Raw genomic sequence first — 16,907 nt, 5'->3', positions numbered from 1 at the left:
CGGAGCTCAAACCCCGGGACAAGGGGTGGAGGAAACATCGCCCGACGTCCGCTGCGGCGCCGGGATCCTGGCTGGAGCGACGCGTCAGCGCCGCCTTCCGGTCCGCGCAGGAAAGGGGAACTACATGCGCACCGTGCTCTTTACGTCGGCCGCCCTGGCGGTCGTGTGCTTCAACGCGCCCGTCGCCTTCGCCCAGGACGCTCCGGTGGCGCTGGACGAGGTGGTCATCACCGCCCAGCGGCGCAGCGAGAACCTGCAGAAGACGCCGCTGACCGTCTCGGCCGTTACTGGCGACAAGCTGGAATCCCAAGGGGTCAAGACCGTGGTCGACCTGGCCAGCCAGGTTCCGGCCCTGCAGATCACCTCCAGCGGCTCGGGCGCGGCCCAGGTCTTCCTGCGCGGCATCGGCAGCACCAACACCACCGAGGTCGGCGACCCGGCCGTCGCCTACCACATCGACGGCATCTACCAAGCCCGCTCCACCTCGGTCGGCGCGCTGTTCTACGACATCGACCGGGTCGAAGTGCTGCGCGGCCCGCAGGGCACGCTCTACGGCCGCAACGCCACCGCCGGCGCCATCAACGTCATCACCAAGAAGCCGGTGCTGGGCGAGTACGAGGGCGCGGGTTCGATCGAGGTCGGCAACTACAACGCCGTCACCACCTCGGGCCTGATCAACGTGCCGATCGGCGACACCCTGGCCGTGCGCGCCTCGTTCCAGCAGAGCCGCCACGACGGCTACGTCAACGCCATCAACCAGGGGCCGGGCACCGGCGGCAACGACCGCTACGACCAGGACGACAAGTCGGCCCGTGTGCGCGTGCTGTGGAAGCCCAGCGACAACTTCTCGCTGATCCTCAACGCCGACTACCTGCACCAAGGCGGCGCGGGCGGCGGCGACGGCACCTACGGCACTACGCGCGTCACCGGCGACCCGTGGTCCTGCTACTGCTCGACTAACCTCTATCGCAACAACCGCTTCTTCAGCACCGGCGCCGAGGCCAACTGGGACCTGGGCTTCGCCAACCTGACCTATCTGGTCGGCTACAACTTCTCCAAGCTCGACCGCACCGGGGAGAACGCCAGCACCGGCGCGCCGAACTACTTCCTGGGCAAGGACTACACCTGGTCGCACGAACTGCGCTTGGGCGGCGACACCGGCAAGCTGAAGTGGGTGGTCGGCCTCTATCGCTTCACCGAAGACAACAACGTCGACTTCCGCGTCTTCCTGGCGAACAACTCGTACCTGTCGTTCATCCAGCCCGAGATCACCGCCGAGAGCATCGCCGTGTTCGGCCAGACGACCTACGAGGTCACCGACCGGTTCCGCGTCACCGGCGGCCTGCGCTACACCGAGGACAAGAAGGGCCGGGTGGGCGGCACCTACCTGACCAACTCAGCGGGCGCGATCGTCTCGACGGTGGTGGCCAACGTTGCCGACGCCAAGTGGGACGCCACCAACTGGAAGATCGGCGCCGACTTCGACCTGACCTCGACCTCGATGATCTACGCCAACGTCGCCACCGGCTACAAGGCGGGCGGCTACTACGACGGCATCGCCGACAACGTCTACGCGCCGGAGAAGATCACCTCCTACGAGGCCGGCGTGAAGAACCGTTTCCTCGACAACCGCCTGCAGGTGAACGCCACGGCGTTCCTCTACGACTACCGCGACTTCCAGGTCAGCGCCCTGGGCACCATCGGCGGCCAGGACGCCACGGTCACCCTCAACGCCGACAAGGCCAAGATCTACGGCCTGGAATTCGAGACCAACCTGGCGCTCACCGAGCATGACCGGATCGACGCCTCCCTGGGCTGGCTGCACGCCGAATACACCGATTTCGTGCTGCCGCGCGGGGACTCGTTCTCGAACAACAACGCCAACGCCACGGTGGCGGCCTGCTACACGGCCAATTACGCAGCGGCGGCTCCGCGCTCGACCGACTTCTCCGGCTGCCGCATGGCCCGCACGCCCGAGTGGACCTTCAACCTCGGCTACCAGCACATCTGGGAACCAAGCTTTGGCGGCACCCTGACGGGCCGGATCCAGACCCACTACGAGACCAGCAAGAACCTCGAGTACCACGGCTTCGCCGAGAACAAGGAAGGCGCCTTCACCAAGACGGACGTCAGCCTGACCTACGCCAGCCCCGACGATCGCTGGACCCTGCAGGGCTATGTCCGCAACCTCGAGGACGACGACGTGCGCACCGCCTCGGCGCCGAACTCGACCACGGGCCTGGCCACCAACGGAGCCGGCGAATTCTACGCCCCGCCGCGCACCTACGGCCTGCGCCTCGGCGTGACTTTCTAACCACCTCACTCCCCCTCGCGCCCGACGGATCCTGCCCGTCGGGCGCATCTTTGTTTTTCGTGTAGCCAAGCGAGTTTAGCTGATGATCCTCACACGACGCCTTCTGCTCCTGGCTGCCTCCGCGACCGTGCTCGGCGGCGGCGCCCAGGCCGCGCCCAAGCAGCCCGAACTGGGCGTGCGCGACGGCAAGACGATCACTGTCGACGGCCTGAAGTTCCGCGACCTCGACCGCGACGGAAAGCTGTCGCCCTACGAAGATTGGCGCCTGTCGGCCGAGGTTCGCGCCGCCGACCTGACCGCGCGCATGACGCTGGACGAAAAGGCCGGCCAGATGATGCATGGCACCCTGCCGGCGACCGGTCCCATGGGCGTGGCCGGCATCGGCTCGGGCTACGACATGGCCAAGGCGACGCCCCTGGTCGTGGACCGCCACGTCACCACCTTCATCACCCGCCTGGCTGGCGCGCCCAGCTTCCTTGCCCAGCAGAACAACGCCATCCAGGCGATCGCCGAGAAGGGACGCCTGGGCGTGCCGGCGACGATCAGCACCGATCCGCGCCACCACTTCCAGTTTACGGCCGGCGCCAGCGTCGCCCCCGGCGGCTTCTCGCAATGGCCCGAGGCCCCGGGCCTAGCCGCCATCGGCGATGCGGCTCTGGTCAAGCGCTTCGGCGACATCGCCCGCCAGGAGTACCGCGCCGTCGGCATCCATCAGGCGCTGTCGCCGATGGCCGACCTGTCGACCGAGCCGCGCTGGTCGCGCACCAACGGCACCTTCGGCGAGGACGCCGATCTCGTCGGCAAGATGACCAAGGCCTACGTCCAGGGCTTCCAGGGCGGCGACCGGGGTCTCTCGATCGGCGGCGTCTCGGCCGTGGTCAAGCACTGGGTCGGCTACGGCGCCTCGGCCAAGGGCTTCGACGGCCACAACAGCTACGGCCGCTATGCCGTTTTCCCCAAAGGACAATTCGACCTGCACGTGAAGCCGTTCGACGAGGCTTTCGCGGCCGGCGTTGTGGGCGTCATGCCGACCTACGCCATCCTTCAGGACGTGGCCCTGGACGGTAAGCCGCTGGAGCCGGTGGCCGCCGGCTTCTCCAAGCAGTTGTTGACCGACCTGCTGCGCGGCAAGCACGGCTTCAAGGGGATCGTGCTGTCGGACTGGGCCATCACCAACGACTGCGGCGAGACCTGCCGCAACGGTTTCCCGGCCGGGGTGACGCCCAGCTTCGCGGGCTTCTCCACCGCCTGGGGCGTCGAGGACATGGCCAAGGTCGACCGTTACGCCAAGGGCGTGAACGCAGGCCTCGACCAGTTCGGCGGCGTCGAGGACACGGCCGAGCTGGTTCAGGCCGTCAAGGCCGGCAAGATCACGGAAGGCCGCATCGACGAGTCCGTGAAGCGCATTCTGCTGGTCAAGTTCGAGCAGGGCCTGTTCGAGAACCCCTATGTCGACCCCAAGGCGGCCGACGCCATCGCCGGGGCCAAGGCCTTCGTCGACGAGGGCAGGGCGGCCCAGAGCGCGGCCCTGACGCTGCTGGAGAACAAGAACGGCCTGCTGCCTCTGACGGCCGCCGGCCGCAAGGTCTGGCTCAAGGGCATCTCGCCCGACGTCGCCAAGGCCTACGGCCTGACGCCGGTGACCGACCTGGCCCAAGCGGACCTGGCCATCATCCGCGTCGAGACCCCGTTCGAGACCCTGCACCCGAACTACACCTTCGGCGTTCGTCAGCACGAGGGCGACCTGTCGTTCAAGGACGGCGCGGCAGACTACGAGGCCATCAAGGCGGCCTCGGCCAAGGTCCCGACCATCGTCAGCGTCTATCTCGACCGCCCGGCCATCCTGACCAACGTCCGCGACAAGGCCGCCGCCCTGGTGGGCGACTTCGGCTCCAGCGACGAAGCGCTGCTTGATGCGTTGACCGGAAAGGCCAAGGCGCGCGGCAAGCTGCCGTTCGAGCTGCCCTCGTCGATGGCCGCCGTCGAACAGCAAGCCGAAGACGCTCCGCACGACAGCGAAAAGCCGCTCTACCCGATCCACTACGGCCTGACCTACTAGGGGGACCGCCACCATGATCCGTATGACGACCGCCGCCAGCATCGCGGCGCTTTCCCTGGCCGCCGGCGCGGCCCACGCCCAGCAGCCGTGGATGAACACCAAGCTCTCGCCCGACGAGCGCGCGGCCCTGCTTGAGAAGGAGATGACGCTCGACGAGCGCATCGGCCTGGTCCACGGCCCGATGTCGATGCCGATCTTCGGCATCAAGAAGCCTGACGGGGCCATTGGCTCGGCCGGCTACATCCCCGGCATCCCGCGCCTGGGCGTGCCGGCCCTGGAAGAGAGCGACGCCAGTCTCGGCGTCACCAACCCGCTGGGCGTGCGGCCGGGCGACGGGGCCACGGCCCTGGCCTCTGGCCTGTCGCTGGCGGCGACCTTCAACACCAAGCTGGCCTATGACGGCGGGGCGGTGGTCGGCCGCGAGGCGCGCGCCAAGGGCTTCAACGTCCAGCTGGCCGGCGGCGTCAACCTGGCCCGCGACCCGCGCAACGGCCGCAACTTCGAATATCTGGGCGAAGATCCCTGGCTGGCCGGCAACCTCGTCGCCGCCCAGATCAACGGCATCCAGGCCCAGGGCATCGTCTCGACGATCAAGCACTTCTCGCTGAACGGCCAGGAGACCAGCCGCCACTTCGCCAACTCGGTGATCGATGAGGCCGCCCATCGCGAAAGCGACCTGCTGGCCTTCCAGATCGCCATCGAAAAGAGCCAGCCGGGCTCGGTGATGTGCGCCTACAACCTCGTCAATGGCGACTACAGCTGCGGCAACCCCCACCTGCTCAACGACGTGCTGAAAGGTGACTGGGGCTACAAGGGCTGGGTGATGTCGGACTGGGGCGCGGTCCATGCCACCGACTACATCGTCAAGGGCCTGGACCAGCAGTCGGGCGAGCAACTGGACGCCAAGATCTGGTTCGGCGAGCCCTTGAAGGCCGCTGTCGAGAAGGGCGAGATCCCGGCCGCGCGCCTGTCGGACGCCACGCGCCGCATCCTGCGCTCGATGTTCGCCGCCGGCCTGTTCGACAAGCCGGTGACCCCGGGCGGCGCCATCGACTATGACGCCAATGCCGAGATTTCGCGCACGGCGGCCTCGGAAGGCATCGTGCTGCTGAAGAACCGCGAGGGCCTGCTGCCGCTGGCCAGGAGCGCCAAGACCATCGCCGTGATCGGCGGCCATGCCGACGCCGGCGTTCTGTCGGGCGGCGGCTCCTCGCAGGTCGTGCCGCCGGGCGGCGCCAAGCGCGTCGTGCCGCTGGGCGGCGAGGGTATGATGGGCGCCTTCCGCAGCCAGTATTTCAACGGCTCCTCGCCGTTGGCCGCCATCCGCAAGGCCGCGCCGGACGCCAAGGTCACCTTCGACGACGGCCGCTATGTCGCCTCGGCCGTCGCTGCGGCAAAAGCCGCCGACGTGGTGGTGGTCATGGGCAACCAGTGGATGGGCGAGGGCGAGGACGCCTTCGACCTGTCGCTGCCAAACGGCCAGGACGAACTGATCGCCGCCGTGGTCGCCGCCAACCCCAACGCCATCGTCGTGCTGCAGACCGGCGGACCGGTGTCCATGCCGTGGCTGAACGAGGCCGGCGCGGTGGTCGAGGCTTGGTACGGCGGCGCCAAGGGCGGCGAGGCCATCGCCGACGTGCTGTTCGGCGCGGTCAATCCGTCGGGGCGCCTGCCGGTGACCTTCCCGGCTTCGCTGTCGCAGTACCCGCGCGAGGCCCTGCCGGGCCGCGGCGTACCGGAGAAGACGAAGTTCGACGTCAACTACACCGAGGGCGCCGACGTCGGCTACCGCCGCTTCGCCGCCACCGGCGACAAGCCGTTGTTTCCGTTCGGCTACGGCCTGTCCTACACCTCGTTCGCCTATTCGAACCTCAAGGTCGAGGGCGGCCAGTCGGTCACCGTCAGTTTCGACGTCGCCAACACCGGCAAGGTCGAGGGCAAGGATGCTCCGCAGGTCTATCTGACCGGCGCGGCCGGCAGGCCGTTGCAGCGCCTGATCGGCTTCGACAAGGTGTCGCTGAAGCCTGGCGAGACCCGCCGCGTGACCCTGACCGCCGATCCGCGCCTGCTGGCCAGCTTCGACGCCAAGGGCCGTCGCTGGGTCGTCACGGGCGGCGACTATCAGGTGGCGGTCGGCGCTTCGGCCACGGACCTGGCCCTCAAGGGCGGGGCCAAGGTCAAGGCCCGGACGCTGAAGCCGTAAGGGAAGGGCATGGCGATGAGATCTCTGGTTTCGGGCCTGGCCCTCTCGCTGGCCATCGGCCTGCCGGCCCTGGCCGCCGGCCCGGTGGTCAAGACCACCGCCGGCCCCGTCGAGGGCGTCGAGAGCGGGACGGTGGCGGCGTTCAAGGGCGTGCCCTTCGCCGCTCCTCCCGTCGGTCCGCTGCGCTGGCGCGCGCCCCAGGCCCCCGCGGCCTGGACCGCCGTCCGTCCGGCTGCCGAATACGGCCCCGACTGCGCGCAGAACCCGTTCCCGGGCGACGCCGCGCCCCTGGGCGTCAAGCCGGCCGAGGACTGCCTCTATGTGAATGTCTGGACGCCGAAGGATGCGATCAAGGCCAAGGCTAAGAAGCCGGTCATGGTCTGGATCTACGGCGGCGGCTTCGTCAACGGCGGTTCCTCGCCCTCGGTCTATGCCGGCGATAGATTCGCCCGCGACGGCGTGGTGCTGGTCAGCTTCAACTACCGCGTCGGGCGCTTTGGCTTTTTCGCCCACCCGGCGCTGTCGGCGCAGAACGCCGACGGCGGCCTGCTCGGCAACTACGCGTTCATGGACCAGATCGCGGCCCTCAAATGGGTGCAGGCCAATATCGAAGCCTTTGGCGGCGATCCTGGCAACGTGACGATCTTCGGGGAGTCGGCCGGCGGCATGTCGGTCAACGCCCTGCTGACCACGCCCCTGGCGCAGGGCCTGTTCCACAAGGCCATCATCCAGTCGGGCGGCGGCCGGCCGCGCCTCTTGCCGTCGCTGCCGATCAAGGCCGCGCCGGGCGAGCGCTCGGCCGAGAGCGTCGGCGTCGCCTTCGCCGCCAAGGCCGGCGTGACCGGGGAGGGGGCCGAAGCCTTGGCCGCCCTGCGCGCGCTACCGGCCGACGCGGTGGTCGACGGCCTCAACATGGCCACCTCCGGCGTGCCCACCTGGAACGGCGGGCCGATGGTCGACGGCAGGATCGTCACCAAGCCGGTGCTCGACGCCTTCGCCGCAGGCGAATGGACCAAGATGCCGGTGATGGTCGGGGCCACCGGCGCTGACGGCTTCTTCTTCGGCGGCACGCGCGACCAGGTCTTCGCTCCGTTCGGCGAGCAACGGGCCGAGGCCGAGAAGCTCTACGACCCGACCGGCGACGGCGACATCAAGGTCTATGGCTGGAAGGCCGCCGGCGACCGGATGTTCATCGAGCCGGCTCGTGAGGTGGCGCGCACCCTGTCGGCGCAGGGCGCGCCGGTGTGGTCGTTCCGCTTCTCCTACGTGGCCGAGAGCCAGCGCAAGGAGTGGTGGAGCGCCCCGCACGCCACCGAGATCCCGTTCGTGTTCGATACGGTCGACGCCCGCTACGGCGCGGCCCTGACCCCAGCCGACCAGGCCGCCGCCAAGGCCGCCCACGCCTACTGGATCGCCTTCGCGGCCAAGGGCGCGCCTGAGGCTGCGGGACTGCCGGTCTGGCCGAAGTACGACGCGGCCGGCGATGCGATCATCGACTTCACCAACGACGGGGTGAAGGCGGGGCCGGATCCGCTGAAGGCGAGGCTGGATCTGGTCAAGGCCACCACGCCGCAGTCGGCGGGCCAGATGGCGAGGAAGTGACATGGCCGCCCGCCTTGCCGACGCGGTGATCGACCGCGACACCTTCCAGGCCCTGCGCCGGGCCCTGCCGGCCGCCACCAAGGCCTGCCTGCAGGAGACCTTCGGCATCAGCGAGACCACCTGGGTCAAGCTGCGCGACGGTCGTCCGGTCAAGCAGGCGACCCTGGAGCGGCTGCTGGAGCGCTATCGGCGGATGTGCGGGGAGATGGCAAGGCGGGCGGCGTAGGTGTTTGGCCCTCGTCCTTCGACAAGCTCAGGATGAGGGCCATTGATGCGGCGGCTACCTAGAAAACCTCACCCTGAGCCTGTCGAAGGGCGAGGTTTTCGTTTCTGCCGTCAGCCGCTGATCTTCGGCAACCCGTCCATGATCGCCGTGAGCGCCAGCACGGTCTGGCCCTCCATGGCGCTGTGGCCCGCATCCGTCTTCACGTAGCTGGCCGGCGGGGCGCCGATCTCGTCCAGGGCCGCGACCAGCCGCGAGGCCTGCGACAGCGGGCAGACCTGGTCGAAACGGCCATGGACGATGTGGATGTCCAGGTCCTGAAGCTTGTCCACGTTCTTCACGATGTAGTCCGGCTCGAGGAACAGGCCGTTGGCGAAGAAGTGGGCCTCGATCTGGGCGAAGCACAAAGCAAAGTCGGCCTCGCCGAACTTACCCGCGTCGGCGTTGTCGGGGATCATGTTCGAGATCGTGCCTTCCCAGACCGACCAGGCCACGGCCGCCTCGAGCTGGCGCTGACGCTCGGCCTGGCTGGTCGGCGTCATGTCGAAGATCGTCTTGTAGGCGCCCATGATGTTGCCGCGCTCTTCGACCGGGATCACCTCGACGAAGGCCTTCCACTCGTCGGGATAGGCGATGTAGGCGCCCGGCTCGGTCAGGGCATAGGGCGTGTTGGTGAAGGCCGCCGCATTGCCCTGGTACATGTAGAGCAGGTCTTCGGTCGCGCCCAGGAAGATGCCGCGCAGGATCAGCGAGGCCACCTTGTCGGCGTGGCGGATGGCGTAGGTGAGGGCGAGCGTGCTGCCCCAGCTGCCGCCGAACACGTGCATGCGGCCGGTGACGCCCAGCGCGTCGCGCAGCTTGTTGATGTCGTCGACCAGGTGGTCGGTGGTGTTGTTGGTCAGGGCCACCTGCGGGCCGGCCGAGGCAACGGTGGGCTCGCTCTTTCCGCAGCCGCGCTGGTCGAACAGGATCACGCGATAGCGCTTGGGATCGAAGAAGCGGGCCATCGGCGGGGCGCAGGCGCCGCCGGGGCCGCCGTGCAGGAACATCACCGGCTCGCCGTCGGGATTGCCGTATTCTTCCCAGTAGAGCTTGTGGTCGGGCGCGGTGTCGACCTGCAGCAGGCCGCTCTTGTTGGCGACGGGCTGATCGTACTTCCATTCACCAGTGACCTTGCTGGTGATCCGCAACCGCGAGAAATTCATAACTCGACCTTTCGTGAGGCTGTTCGCCCGTGCCGTTTAGATGCGCTCGTCACCAGCGACCGCAAGTCAAAATCGGCGGCTCTCGACAGGATCGGAGCGTCCGCGTACCCCACCGCTTCGCCCCAGCCCGAAGGAGGGACCATGGCCAATCCCTTCTCGCTGCTGCTGCCGGCGCTGGTCCCGTCCTGGAACTTCTTCGACGTCATCGCCGCCTCGCCGCGTGTCGAGTACGCCCTGGCCGGCGCCCGCGATGCAGCCCTGGACGCCTGGACCGAATTTCGTCCGCGCCCCCAGCGCCTGTCGCCCGCCGCCATGCTGGGCCGGCTGTTCTGGAACCCGCGCTGGAACGAGAGCCTCTATCTGGTCAGTTGCGCCGAGCGCCTGGTCGAGGAGCCGACGGCTCACGTCGAGGACGAGGTCTTCCGCCGGATCGCGGCTGATCTGGCGGTCCAGCCCGACGCCGCGCCCTGGCTGTCGTTCAGGCTGCTGTTCATTGATCCGACGGGCGAGCGCGAGGTGCTCTACCAGGCCGCGCCGCGGCTATTGGCGGACATCGACGTCCGATGAGCTTCGACCATGCCCTTCGCCTGACCGAGGTGCTTCTGGTCCTGGCGCTGATTCAGCAGAGCCTGGAGCACCTGCGGGCCTTTCGGCGCGAGCGGCTGCTGTTCGGCGCGCGCATCCTGCTTTGCGGTCTTGTCGTCGCGGGTCTCGCCTCGCCCTGGCCGCTGGTCGGCCTGGCGGGCCTGTCGCTGCTGATCCTCCAGCGTTTCCAGGGACCCTACAACGGCGGCAGCGACCGGCTGGGCCTGCTGGCCCTGTGGTGCGTGACCCTGGCGCGCGTGCTGCCCGTCGATCAGTGGCGCGAGCTGGCCTTCGGCTATCTTGGCGTGCAGCTGATGCTGTCCTACTTCATCTCCGGCTGGGTGAAGATCGTGAACCCCGATTGGCGCAAGGGCGTGGCCCTGCGCCAGGTGTTCGCTTTCTCGGCCTATCCCGTCGCCGAGGACCTGCGCGGCTGGGCCGACCGGCCGCGTCTGCTGCTCGTGATGTCCTGGGCGGTGATGCTGTTCGAGCTGGCCTTTCCGCTGACCCTGATCTCGCAGCCGTCGCTGATGGTCGGGCTCGTCGTCGCGGCGACCTTCCACCTGGCCAACGCCCGCCTGTTCGGCCTCAATCGCTTCTTCTGGACCTGGCTGGCGGCCTATCCGGCCATTCTCTGGCTGCAACTGCGCCTCTTCTAGCCCCAGGCGGGGAAGACCACGCAGGTGGGCCGATCGACGGTGATCGTCTGGCCGTTGGCGTGCAGGCGGCCCGACGCGTTGTTGCGTCCAAGCACTGTCACCGTTCCCGATCCCTGGTTGGCCGCCAGCAGCCAGCGGCCGGTCGGATCGAGGGCGAAGCTCCACGGCGTTTTGCCGCCGGTGGGGATGCGCTGGATCTCTCGCAGATCGCCCCTGACCTCGTCGACCTGGTAGACGACGATGACGTGCTCGACGCGGATCGAGGCGTAGACGAAGCGGCCGTCGTGGCTGACCGCCACCTCCGCGCCGTTGATCGGCGGCTCGCCGCCCGCGCGCAGGGTCTGCAACAGCTCCAGCCGGCCGCCCCGCAGGCGGTAGGCGCGCATCTCCGGCACGATTTCGCTGAGCAGGTAGAGGTAGCGGCCGCTGGTATGCAGCGCCATGTGGCGAGGGCCCGTTCCCGGCGGCAGCACGGCGGAGGCCTCGCCCGCCGGACCCAGCGTCCGTGTCGCCTCGTCGTACGGATGGACGAAGACCCGGTCCGCGCCGAGGTCGGCGACCAGCGCTTGCCGTCCCGTCGGGTCGACCATCACCGCGTGGGCGTGCGGTCCCTGCTGCTGCGGCGAGGGTCCCGAGCCAGTGTTGGCTTGAACCGAGGCCGGCGCTTCCAGTCCGCCGTCGCTGCGGACGGGCAGGGCGGCGACGTGGCCCGTGCCATAGTGCGCGACCAGGAGGCCGCCGGCCTTGTCGTCCAGCGACATGTGCGCCGGGCCGCCGCCGCCCGAGGCGACCGTTGAAATCGCGCTTAGGGCGCCCGTCGCAGGATCGGCCTTCAGGGCGTGGACCTGGCCCTGCTCGCCCGGGCCGTAGCCGGTTTCGCTGAGCGCATAGACAAGCGGGCGGTCGGGATGGGCGACGAGCCAGGTCGGTCGTTGAAGGGGCGCGACGACGCCGATCGCAGACAGGTCGCCAGTCCTGGTGTTCAGCCGGGCGGCGAAGACGCCCTGGCCGTCCTTGTCGGCCTGGGTTCCGACATAGACCAGTCGTTCTTCCCGCGTGGCCGCCTGCGCCGCCTGGGCGGCCATCAGGCCCAGTGCGCCGGCGGCGACCGCGCGGCGGGTGGGCAAGCCGTGTGTGGAATCGGTCATCGGCGTCTCCTCCATCCACGCTTGTCAGGCTTTGCAGGAGGCGTCGATAAGACCACTCGGGTTTCTTCCCCGAAGAAAATCGCATCGGGTTTGACGGAAGTTTCGTGCCCGTGCATCGCTCCCTCCAGAACAACTCGAACAATGAGTGGTGGGACGGAAACGGTGTCGGAGGGGCGTGCGCGCGTCGTGGCTTGGATAGGGCGGGAGATCCTGCCCCACGAAGCCGACCTGCGCGCCTGGCTGCGGCGAGCCTTCGCCACGGCCGGCGACGTCGACGACATCGTGCAGGAGACCTATTGCCGCCTGGCGGGGCTCTCCCACGTGGACCACATCGGCGAGCCGCGGGCCTATCTGTTCCAGGCCGCCCGCAGCGTCGCGCTGGAGCAGTTGCGGCGGGCGCGGGTGGTGCGCATCGACACGGTGACGGAAATCGACGCGCTGAACATCGAACTGGACGAGCCTTCGCCCGAGCGCATCGCCGGTGGGCGGCGCGAACTGGAGCGGGTGCGGCGGCTGATCGCCGCCTTGCCCGACCGCTGCCGTCGGATCTTCGAGATGCGCAAGATCGAGGGCCTGCCTCAACGCGAGATCGCCCGCCGCATGGGCGTGACCGAGAACGTGGTCGAGAACGAATCCGTGAGGGGGCTGCGCGCCATCCTCGCCGCCCTCGCCGAGGGTGAAACCGAAGAAACCGCGGCCGCGAGGAGGCCGAGTACGCATGACCGAACGCGAAAGCGCCGCTGACATCGAGGCGGCCGCCGCCCGATGGGTGGTGCGCGCCGATCGCGGGGATCTGGACCCGGCCGAGCTGGAGGCCTGGCTGGCCGGCGACACGCGCCGCCAGGGCGCCTTCGTGCGCGCCCAGGCCGCCTGGGGCCTGCTGGATCGTGGTCGCGCGCTGGACGTCGAAGAGGCGCCGCAGCGTCGCGGGGTCGATCGCCGGAGCTTGCTCGCGGGTCTTGGTATGGCGGCGGCAGCCTGCGTCGCCGTGATCGTGGCGCCGCGCCTGCTGGCCGCCCGCTATGGCACCGCCGTGGGCGAGATCCGCCGCGTGCCGCTGGCCGACGGTTCTTTGGCCGCGATCAACACCGACACCGCGCTGGAAGTGGCGATGAAGCCGCGCAAACGCGAGGTGCGCCTCGATCGGGGCGAGGCCTGGTTCCAGGTCGCCAAGGACGCCGAGCGGCCGTTCGTGGTCGAGAGCGGCCCGGTGCGGGTGAGGGCGGTCGGCACCGCCTTTTCGGTGCGTCGCCGCGACGGCGGCTGCGAGGTACTGGTCACCGAGGGCGTGGTCGAGGTCTGGTCGGAAGGGGCGGGCGAGGCCCCGCGTCGCGTGACCGCCGGCGAACGGGTTTTCGCCTCCGACAGCGCCGGCGCGGCCCGGCCCGTGCCGGCGTCGCTGGAGATCACCCGCGAGCTGGCCTGGCGCGAGGGCCAGATCGTGCTCGACGGCGAGGCCTTCGGCGCCGCCGCTGAGGAGTTCAACCGCTACAACGCCCGCAAGATCGTCATCGCCGATCCTGCCCTGGCCGACCAGAAGCTGGTCGGCTGGTTCCGCACCAACGAGCCCGAGAGCTTCGCCCGCGCCGCCGCCGCCAGCTTCGGCGCGCGTGTGACGGTGCGCGGCGACGCGATCCTCGTGCAGTCGGTCGCGCCCCTGGCGGAATAGGGATTTTGCCGTCCACGGAGGATGGCGCTCGAAAATTTTCGCCGAGCTCTGACGGAAACCGGTTTCCCGCCCATCGCTCAAGACAGGCGCTCCCAGAAGCGCCGTGCGAAACAAACAATAGGGAGGGCGCGGAATGGGTTATCCGCGAGACGTCTACGGAAAATCGGCCCTGATGCTGGCGGCGGGCGCCGCCGCGGTGCTGGCCAGCAGCCAGGCCCAGGCCCAGACGCGCAAGTTCGACGTGCCGGCCCAGGCCGCGGCCACCGGCATTCCCCAATTCGGCAAGCAGGCCGACCTGCAGATCCTGGCCCCGCAGGCGGCCGTGCAGGGCAAGCGGGTCAACGCCGTGCGCGGGACCTACACCGTCTCCGAAGGGCTTTCGCGCCTGCTCGACGGCGCCAACCTGACCGTCGTCTCCAACGACGGCCGCACCGCCGTGTTGGGCCAGAAGGGTTCGGTGCAACTGGCCTCGACCGCGCCGGTCGCCATCCCGCAGCAGTCGGATCCGGTCGGCGACACCATCGAGGAACCGGCCGCCGTCGAGGAGGTGGTCGTCACCGGCTTCCGCGCCAGCCTGGGCAGCGCGCTGAACATCAAGAAGCGCACCAGCGGCGTCGTCGACGTCATCAAGGCCGAGGACATCGCCGATTTCCCGGACGCCAACCTCGCCGAGTCCATCCAGCGCGTGCCGGGCGTGTCGATCGCCCGCGACGCCGGCGAGGGCCGCCAGATCACTGTCCGGGGCCTGGGGCCGCAGTTCACCCGCGTCCGCATCAACGGCGTCGAGGGCCAGAGCACGGCCAGCGGCACCGACAGCTCGGGCGGCGCCAACCGCAACCGCTCGTTCGACTTCAACGTCTTCGCCTCGGAGCTCTTCAACAGCATCACCGTGCGCAAGACCGCCTCGGCCTCGACCGAGGAGGGCTCGCTGGGCGCCACGGTCGACCTGCAGACCGGCCGACCGTTCGACTACAAGGGCGCGACCCTCGTGGTCTCGGCCCAGCAGGGCTACAATGACCTGTCGGAAAGCTGGGATCCGCGCTTTGCCTTGCTGGCTTCCAACACCTGGGCCGACGGCAAGCTGGGCGCCCTCTTGTCGGTGGCCTACACCGAGCGCAACCTGCTGGAAGAAGGGCACGGCTCCGGCGGCTGGCTGAACGGTACGGAGGTCGGCGGCTTCAGCCCGGCCTCGACCTTCACCCAGGCCAGCTCCGCCAGCGTCTTCACCCCGCGCTTCCCACGCTATGGCCGCCTGACGCACGACCAGAAGCGTCTCGGCGTCACCACCTCGCTGCAGTTCCGGCCCGACGAGAAGACCCTGGTCACGGCCGACTTCCTCTATTCGGACTTCAAGGCCACCCGTACCGAGAACTGGCTGGAAGCCCTGTCCTTCGCCCGTAACGCCGCCCAGGGCGGCCGCCCGGAGATCATCGTCCGCGACGGCGTGGTCAACGCCAAGGGCGACATGGTCTATGGCCTGTTCGACGACGTCGACGTCGAGAGCGAGACCCGCTTCGACAAGCTCGACACCAAATACACCCAAGGCACCTTTACGGTCGAACACCGCTTCTCGGACCGATTCAAGGTGACGAGCCTGGTCGGCTTCTCGAAGTCTGACTTCGATAATCCGATCCAGACGACCGTCATCCTCAACCGCGAGAACGCCGACGGCTTCTCGTACGACTATCGGGGCGACGCCAAGCTGCCGGCGATGAACTTCGGCTTCGATGTCAACGACCCGCTGGCCTACAACTTCGGTGCGGCGCGGTCGGAAATCCGGCTGCGGCCGCAGGGCGTGACCAACACCATTCAGACCGCCCAGCTCGACGGCGACTACGAACTGAACGACACCTTCCGCCTGAAGGCCGGGGTGAACCTGAAGAAGTACGAGTTCGACTCCTGGGCCTTGGCGCGGGTCAACGAGTCCATTGTGCCGACCCTGCCGGCCGGCGTTACCCTGGCCGGCCTGACCAACCTGGTCAGCGGTTTCGGCAAGAACCTCGGCGGTTCGGGCTATCCGACCAGCTGGGCCGCGCCGAACCTCGACGCCTTCGCCAAGCTGTTCGACATCTACAGCGGCACGGGCCTGTTCGAACTGTCGGGCGCCAGCAACTCGGCCGCGCGCGGCAACATCCGCAGCGTCGAGGAGAAGGACACCGCCGCCTACGTGCAGCTGGACTTCAACTCCGACCGCTTCGCCTGGCCGATCCGCGGCGACGTCGGCGTGCGCTACGTCAAGACCGAGCAGAGCTCGACGGGCTACCAGCTGGTGTCGGGCGCGGCCCAGCAGGCCACGGTCGACCGCGACTACGAGGACGTGCTGCCGGCCCTGAACCTGACCGCCGAGGTCACGCCCGACTTCCTGCTGCGCTTCGGCGCGGCCAAGGTCATGACCCGTCCCAACCTGGGCAGCCTGACGCCGGGCGGCAGCCTCAGCGTCGTGGGCGTGTTCAGCGTCAGCTCGGGCAACCCGTATCTCGACCCGATCCGGGCCACGACCTACGACCTGTCGGCCGAGTGGTACTTCGCCAAGGACGCCCTGCTGTCGGTCGGCCTGTTCTACAAGGACATCGACAGCTACATCCAGACGCAGCGGATCTCGCAGACCTTCGCCGCCTCGGGCCTGCCCACCAGCCTGCTAGACGGCCTGGCCGGCGTGTCGGCCAACGACACCTTCCTGTTCAGCAAGCCGGTCAACACCGAGGGCGGCCCGCTGAAGGGCATCGAGATCAGCTACCAGCAGCCGTTCAGCTTCCTGCCCGGCCCGCTGCGCCACACGGGCGCGATCTTCAACGTCACGATCGTCGACTCCAAGATCGACTACATCTCGTCGCGCTCGGCCACCGGCTTCGTGCAGAACGACCTGGTGGGCCTGTCGAAGAACGCCTTCAACGCCACCCTCTACTACGAGGACAGCAAGTTCAGCGCCCGCGTCTCCGGCGCCTATCGCGACAAGTACCTGACCGCCGTGCCCAGCGGCACGTCGACCAACGACATCGACGGGGTGCGTGACACCTTCACCGTTGACGCCTCGGCCTCGTACCAGATCAACAAGCGCCTGAAGGTCACCTTCGAGGGCTTGAACCTGACCGACGCCTTCAACGAGCAATACACCGACAGCGTGCGCGACAGCATCTACGTCTATTCGCACACCGGCCGGCAATACAACTTCGGCCTGAGGTACTCCTTCTAGGGCCGCAGCAAACCTTCCTCCTCCCAGGGGAATGTTGGGCGTCGGCC

At 68.6% G+C, this 16,907-nt stretch carries 12 protein-coding genes; 10 read left to right on the top strand and 2 right to left on the bottom strand.

Annotated features, from left to right (window positions below; translation table 11 throughout):
* Positions 1-124: 124 nt before the first annotated feature.
* The 5 genes from ACODR1_RS11240 (at position 125) to ACODR1_RS11220 (ending at position 8,404) form a co-directional block, all read left to right on the top strand.
* Complete coding sequence (locus ACODR1_RS11240; protein WP_488880516.1) at positions 125-2,314, top strand: TonB-dependent receptor; 2,190 nt, start codon at positions 125-127, stop codon at positions 2,312-2,314.
* Positions 2,315-2,396: 82 nt separating this feature from the next.
* Positions 2,397-4,373, top strand: a complete 1,977-nt coding sequence (locus tag ACODR1_RS11235; RefSeq protein ID WP_488880515.1) for a glycoside hydrolase family 3 protein — start codon at positions 2,397-2,399, stop codon at positions 4,371-4,373.
* Between the two features lie 13 nt (positions 4,374-4,386).
* Positions 4,387-6,576, top strand: a complete 2,190-nt coding sequence (locus ACODR1_RS11230; RefSeq protein WP_488880514.1) for a beta-glucosidase family protein — start codon at positions 4,387-4,389, stop codon at positions 6,574-6,576.
* Positions 6,577-6,585: 9 nt separating this feature from the next.
* A complete protein-coding gene (locus ACODR1_RS11225) occupies positions 6,586-8,178 on the top strand; it encodes a carboxylesterase/lipase family protein (RefSeq protein WP_488880513.1) in 1,593 nt (530 codons plus the stop codon).
* A gap of 1 nt (position 8,179) precedes the next feature.
* Positions 8,180-8,404: a hypothetical protein gene (locus ACODR1_RS11220; protein WP_488880512.1), complete on the top strand. Its 225-nt coding sequence runs from the start codon at positions 8,180-8,182 to the stop codon at positions 8,402-8,404.
* 110 nt (positions 8,405-8,514) lie between these two features.
* On the opposite strand, the gene pip is transcribed toward ACODR1_RS11220, so the two are convergent.
* A complete protein-coding gene (gene pip, locus ACODR1_RS11215; protein ID WP_488880511.1) occupies positions 8,515-9,606 on the bottom strand; it encodes a prolyl aminopeptidase in 1,092 nt (363 codons plus the stop codon).
* Positions 9,607-9,747: 141 nt separating this feature from the next.
* Here pip and ACODR1_RS11210 point away from each other — a divergent pair, with 141 nt between their 5' ends.
* Both ACODR1_RS11210 and ACODR1_RS11205 read left to right on the top strand, forming a co-directional pair.
* Complete coding sequence (locus ACODR1_RS11210; RefSeq protein ID WP_488880510.1) at positions 9,748-10,173, top strand: hypothetical protein; 426 nt, start codon at positions 9,748-9,750, stop codon at positions 10,171-10,173.
* The gene (locus ACODR1_RS11205; protein ID WP_488880509.1) at positions 10,170-10,850 is read left to right on the top strand and encodes an HTTM domain-containing protein; all 681 of its coding nucleotides are present in this window, start codon (positions 10,170-10,172) and stop codon (positions 10,848-10,850) included. Before ACODR1_RS11210 ends, ACODR1_RS11205 begins: the two co-directional genes overlap by 4 nt.
* Here ACODR1_RS11205 and ACODR1_RS11200 read toward each other — a convergent pair.
* Positions 10,847-11,998 (bottom strand): lactonase family protein, encoded by a 1,152-nt coding sequence (locus tag ACODR1_RS11200; RefSeq protein ID WP_488880508.1) that lies wholly within the window; start codon positions 11,996-11,998, stop codon positions 10,847-10,849. The genes ACODR1_RS11205 and ACODR1_RS11200 overlap by 4 nt on opposite strands.
* Before the next feature lie 162 nt (positions 11,999-12,160).
* On the opposite strand from ACODR1_RS11200, the gene ACODR1_RS11195 reads away from it, so the two are divergent.
* From ACODR1_RS11195 to ACODR1_RS11185, 3 genes are all read left to right on the top strand, one after another.
* Positions 12,161-12,742 carry an RNA polymerase sigma factor gene (locus tag ACODR1_RS11195; RefSeq protein ID WP_101719111.1) on the top strand — a complete coding sequence of 194 codons (582 nt, stop codon included), beginning with the start codon at positions 12,161-12,163 and terminating at the stop codon, positions 12,740-12,742.
* A complete protein-coding gene (locus ACODR1_RS11190; protein ID WP_488880507.1) occupies positions 12,717-13,667 on the top strand; it encodes a FecR family protein in 951 nt (316 codons plus the stop codon). Before ACODR1_RS11195 ends, ACODR1_RS11190 begins: the two co-directional genes overlap by 26 nt.
* A gap of 133 nt (positions 13,668-13,800) precedes the next feature.
* On the top strand, positions 13,801-16,860 hold the full coding sequence (locus tag ACODR1_RS11185; protein WP_488880506.1) for a TonB-dependent receptor: 3,060 nt from the start codon (positions 13,801-13,803) through the stop codon (positions 16,858-16,860).
* The last annotated feature ends 47 nt before the right edge of the window (positions 16,861-16,907 follow it).

The sequence above is a fragment of the Caulobacter sp. FG7 genome (genome assembly GCF_057808875.1).
This window is presented reverse-complemented; position numbering and strand designations above follow the sequence as displayed.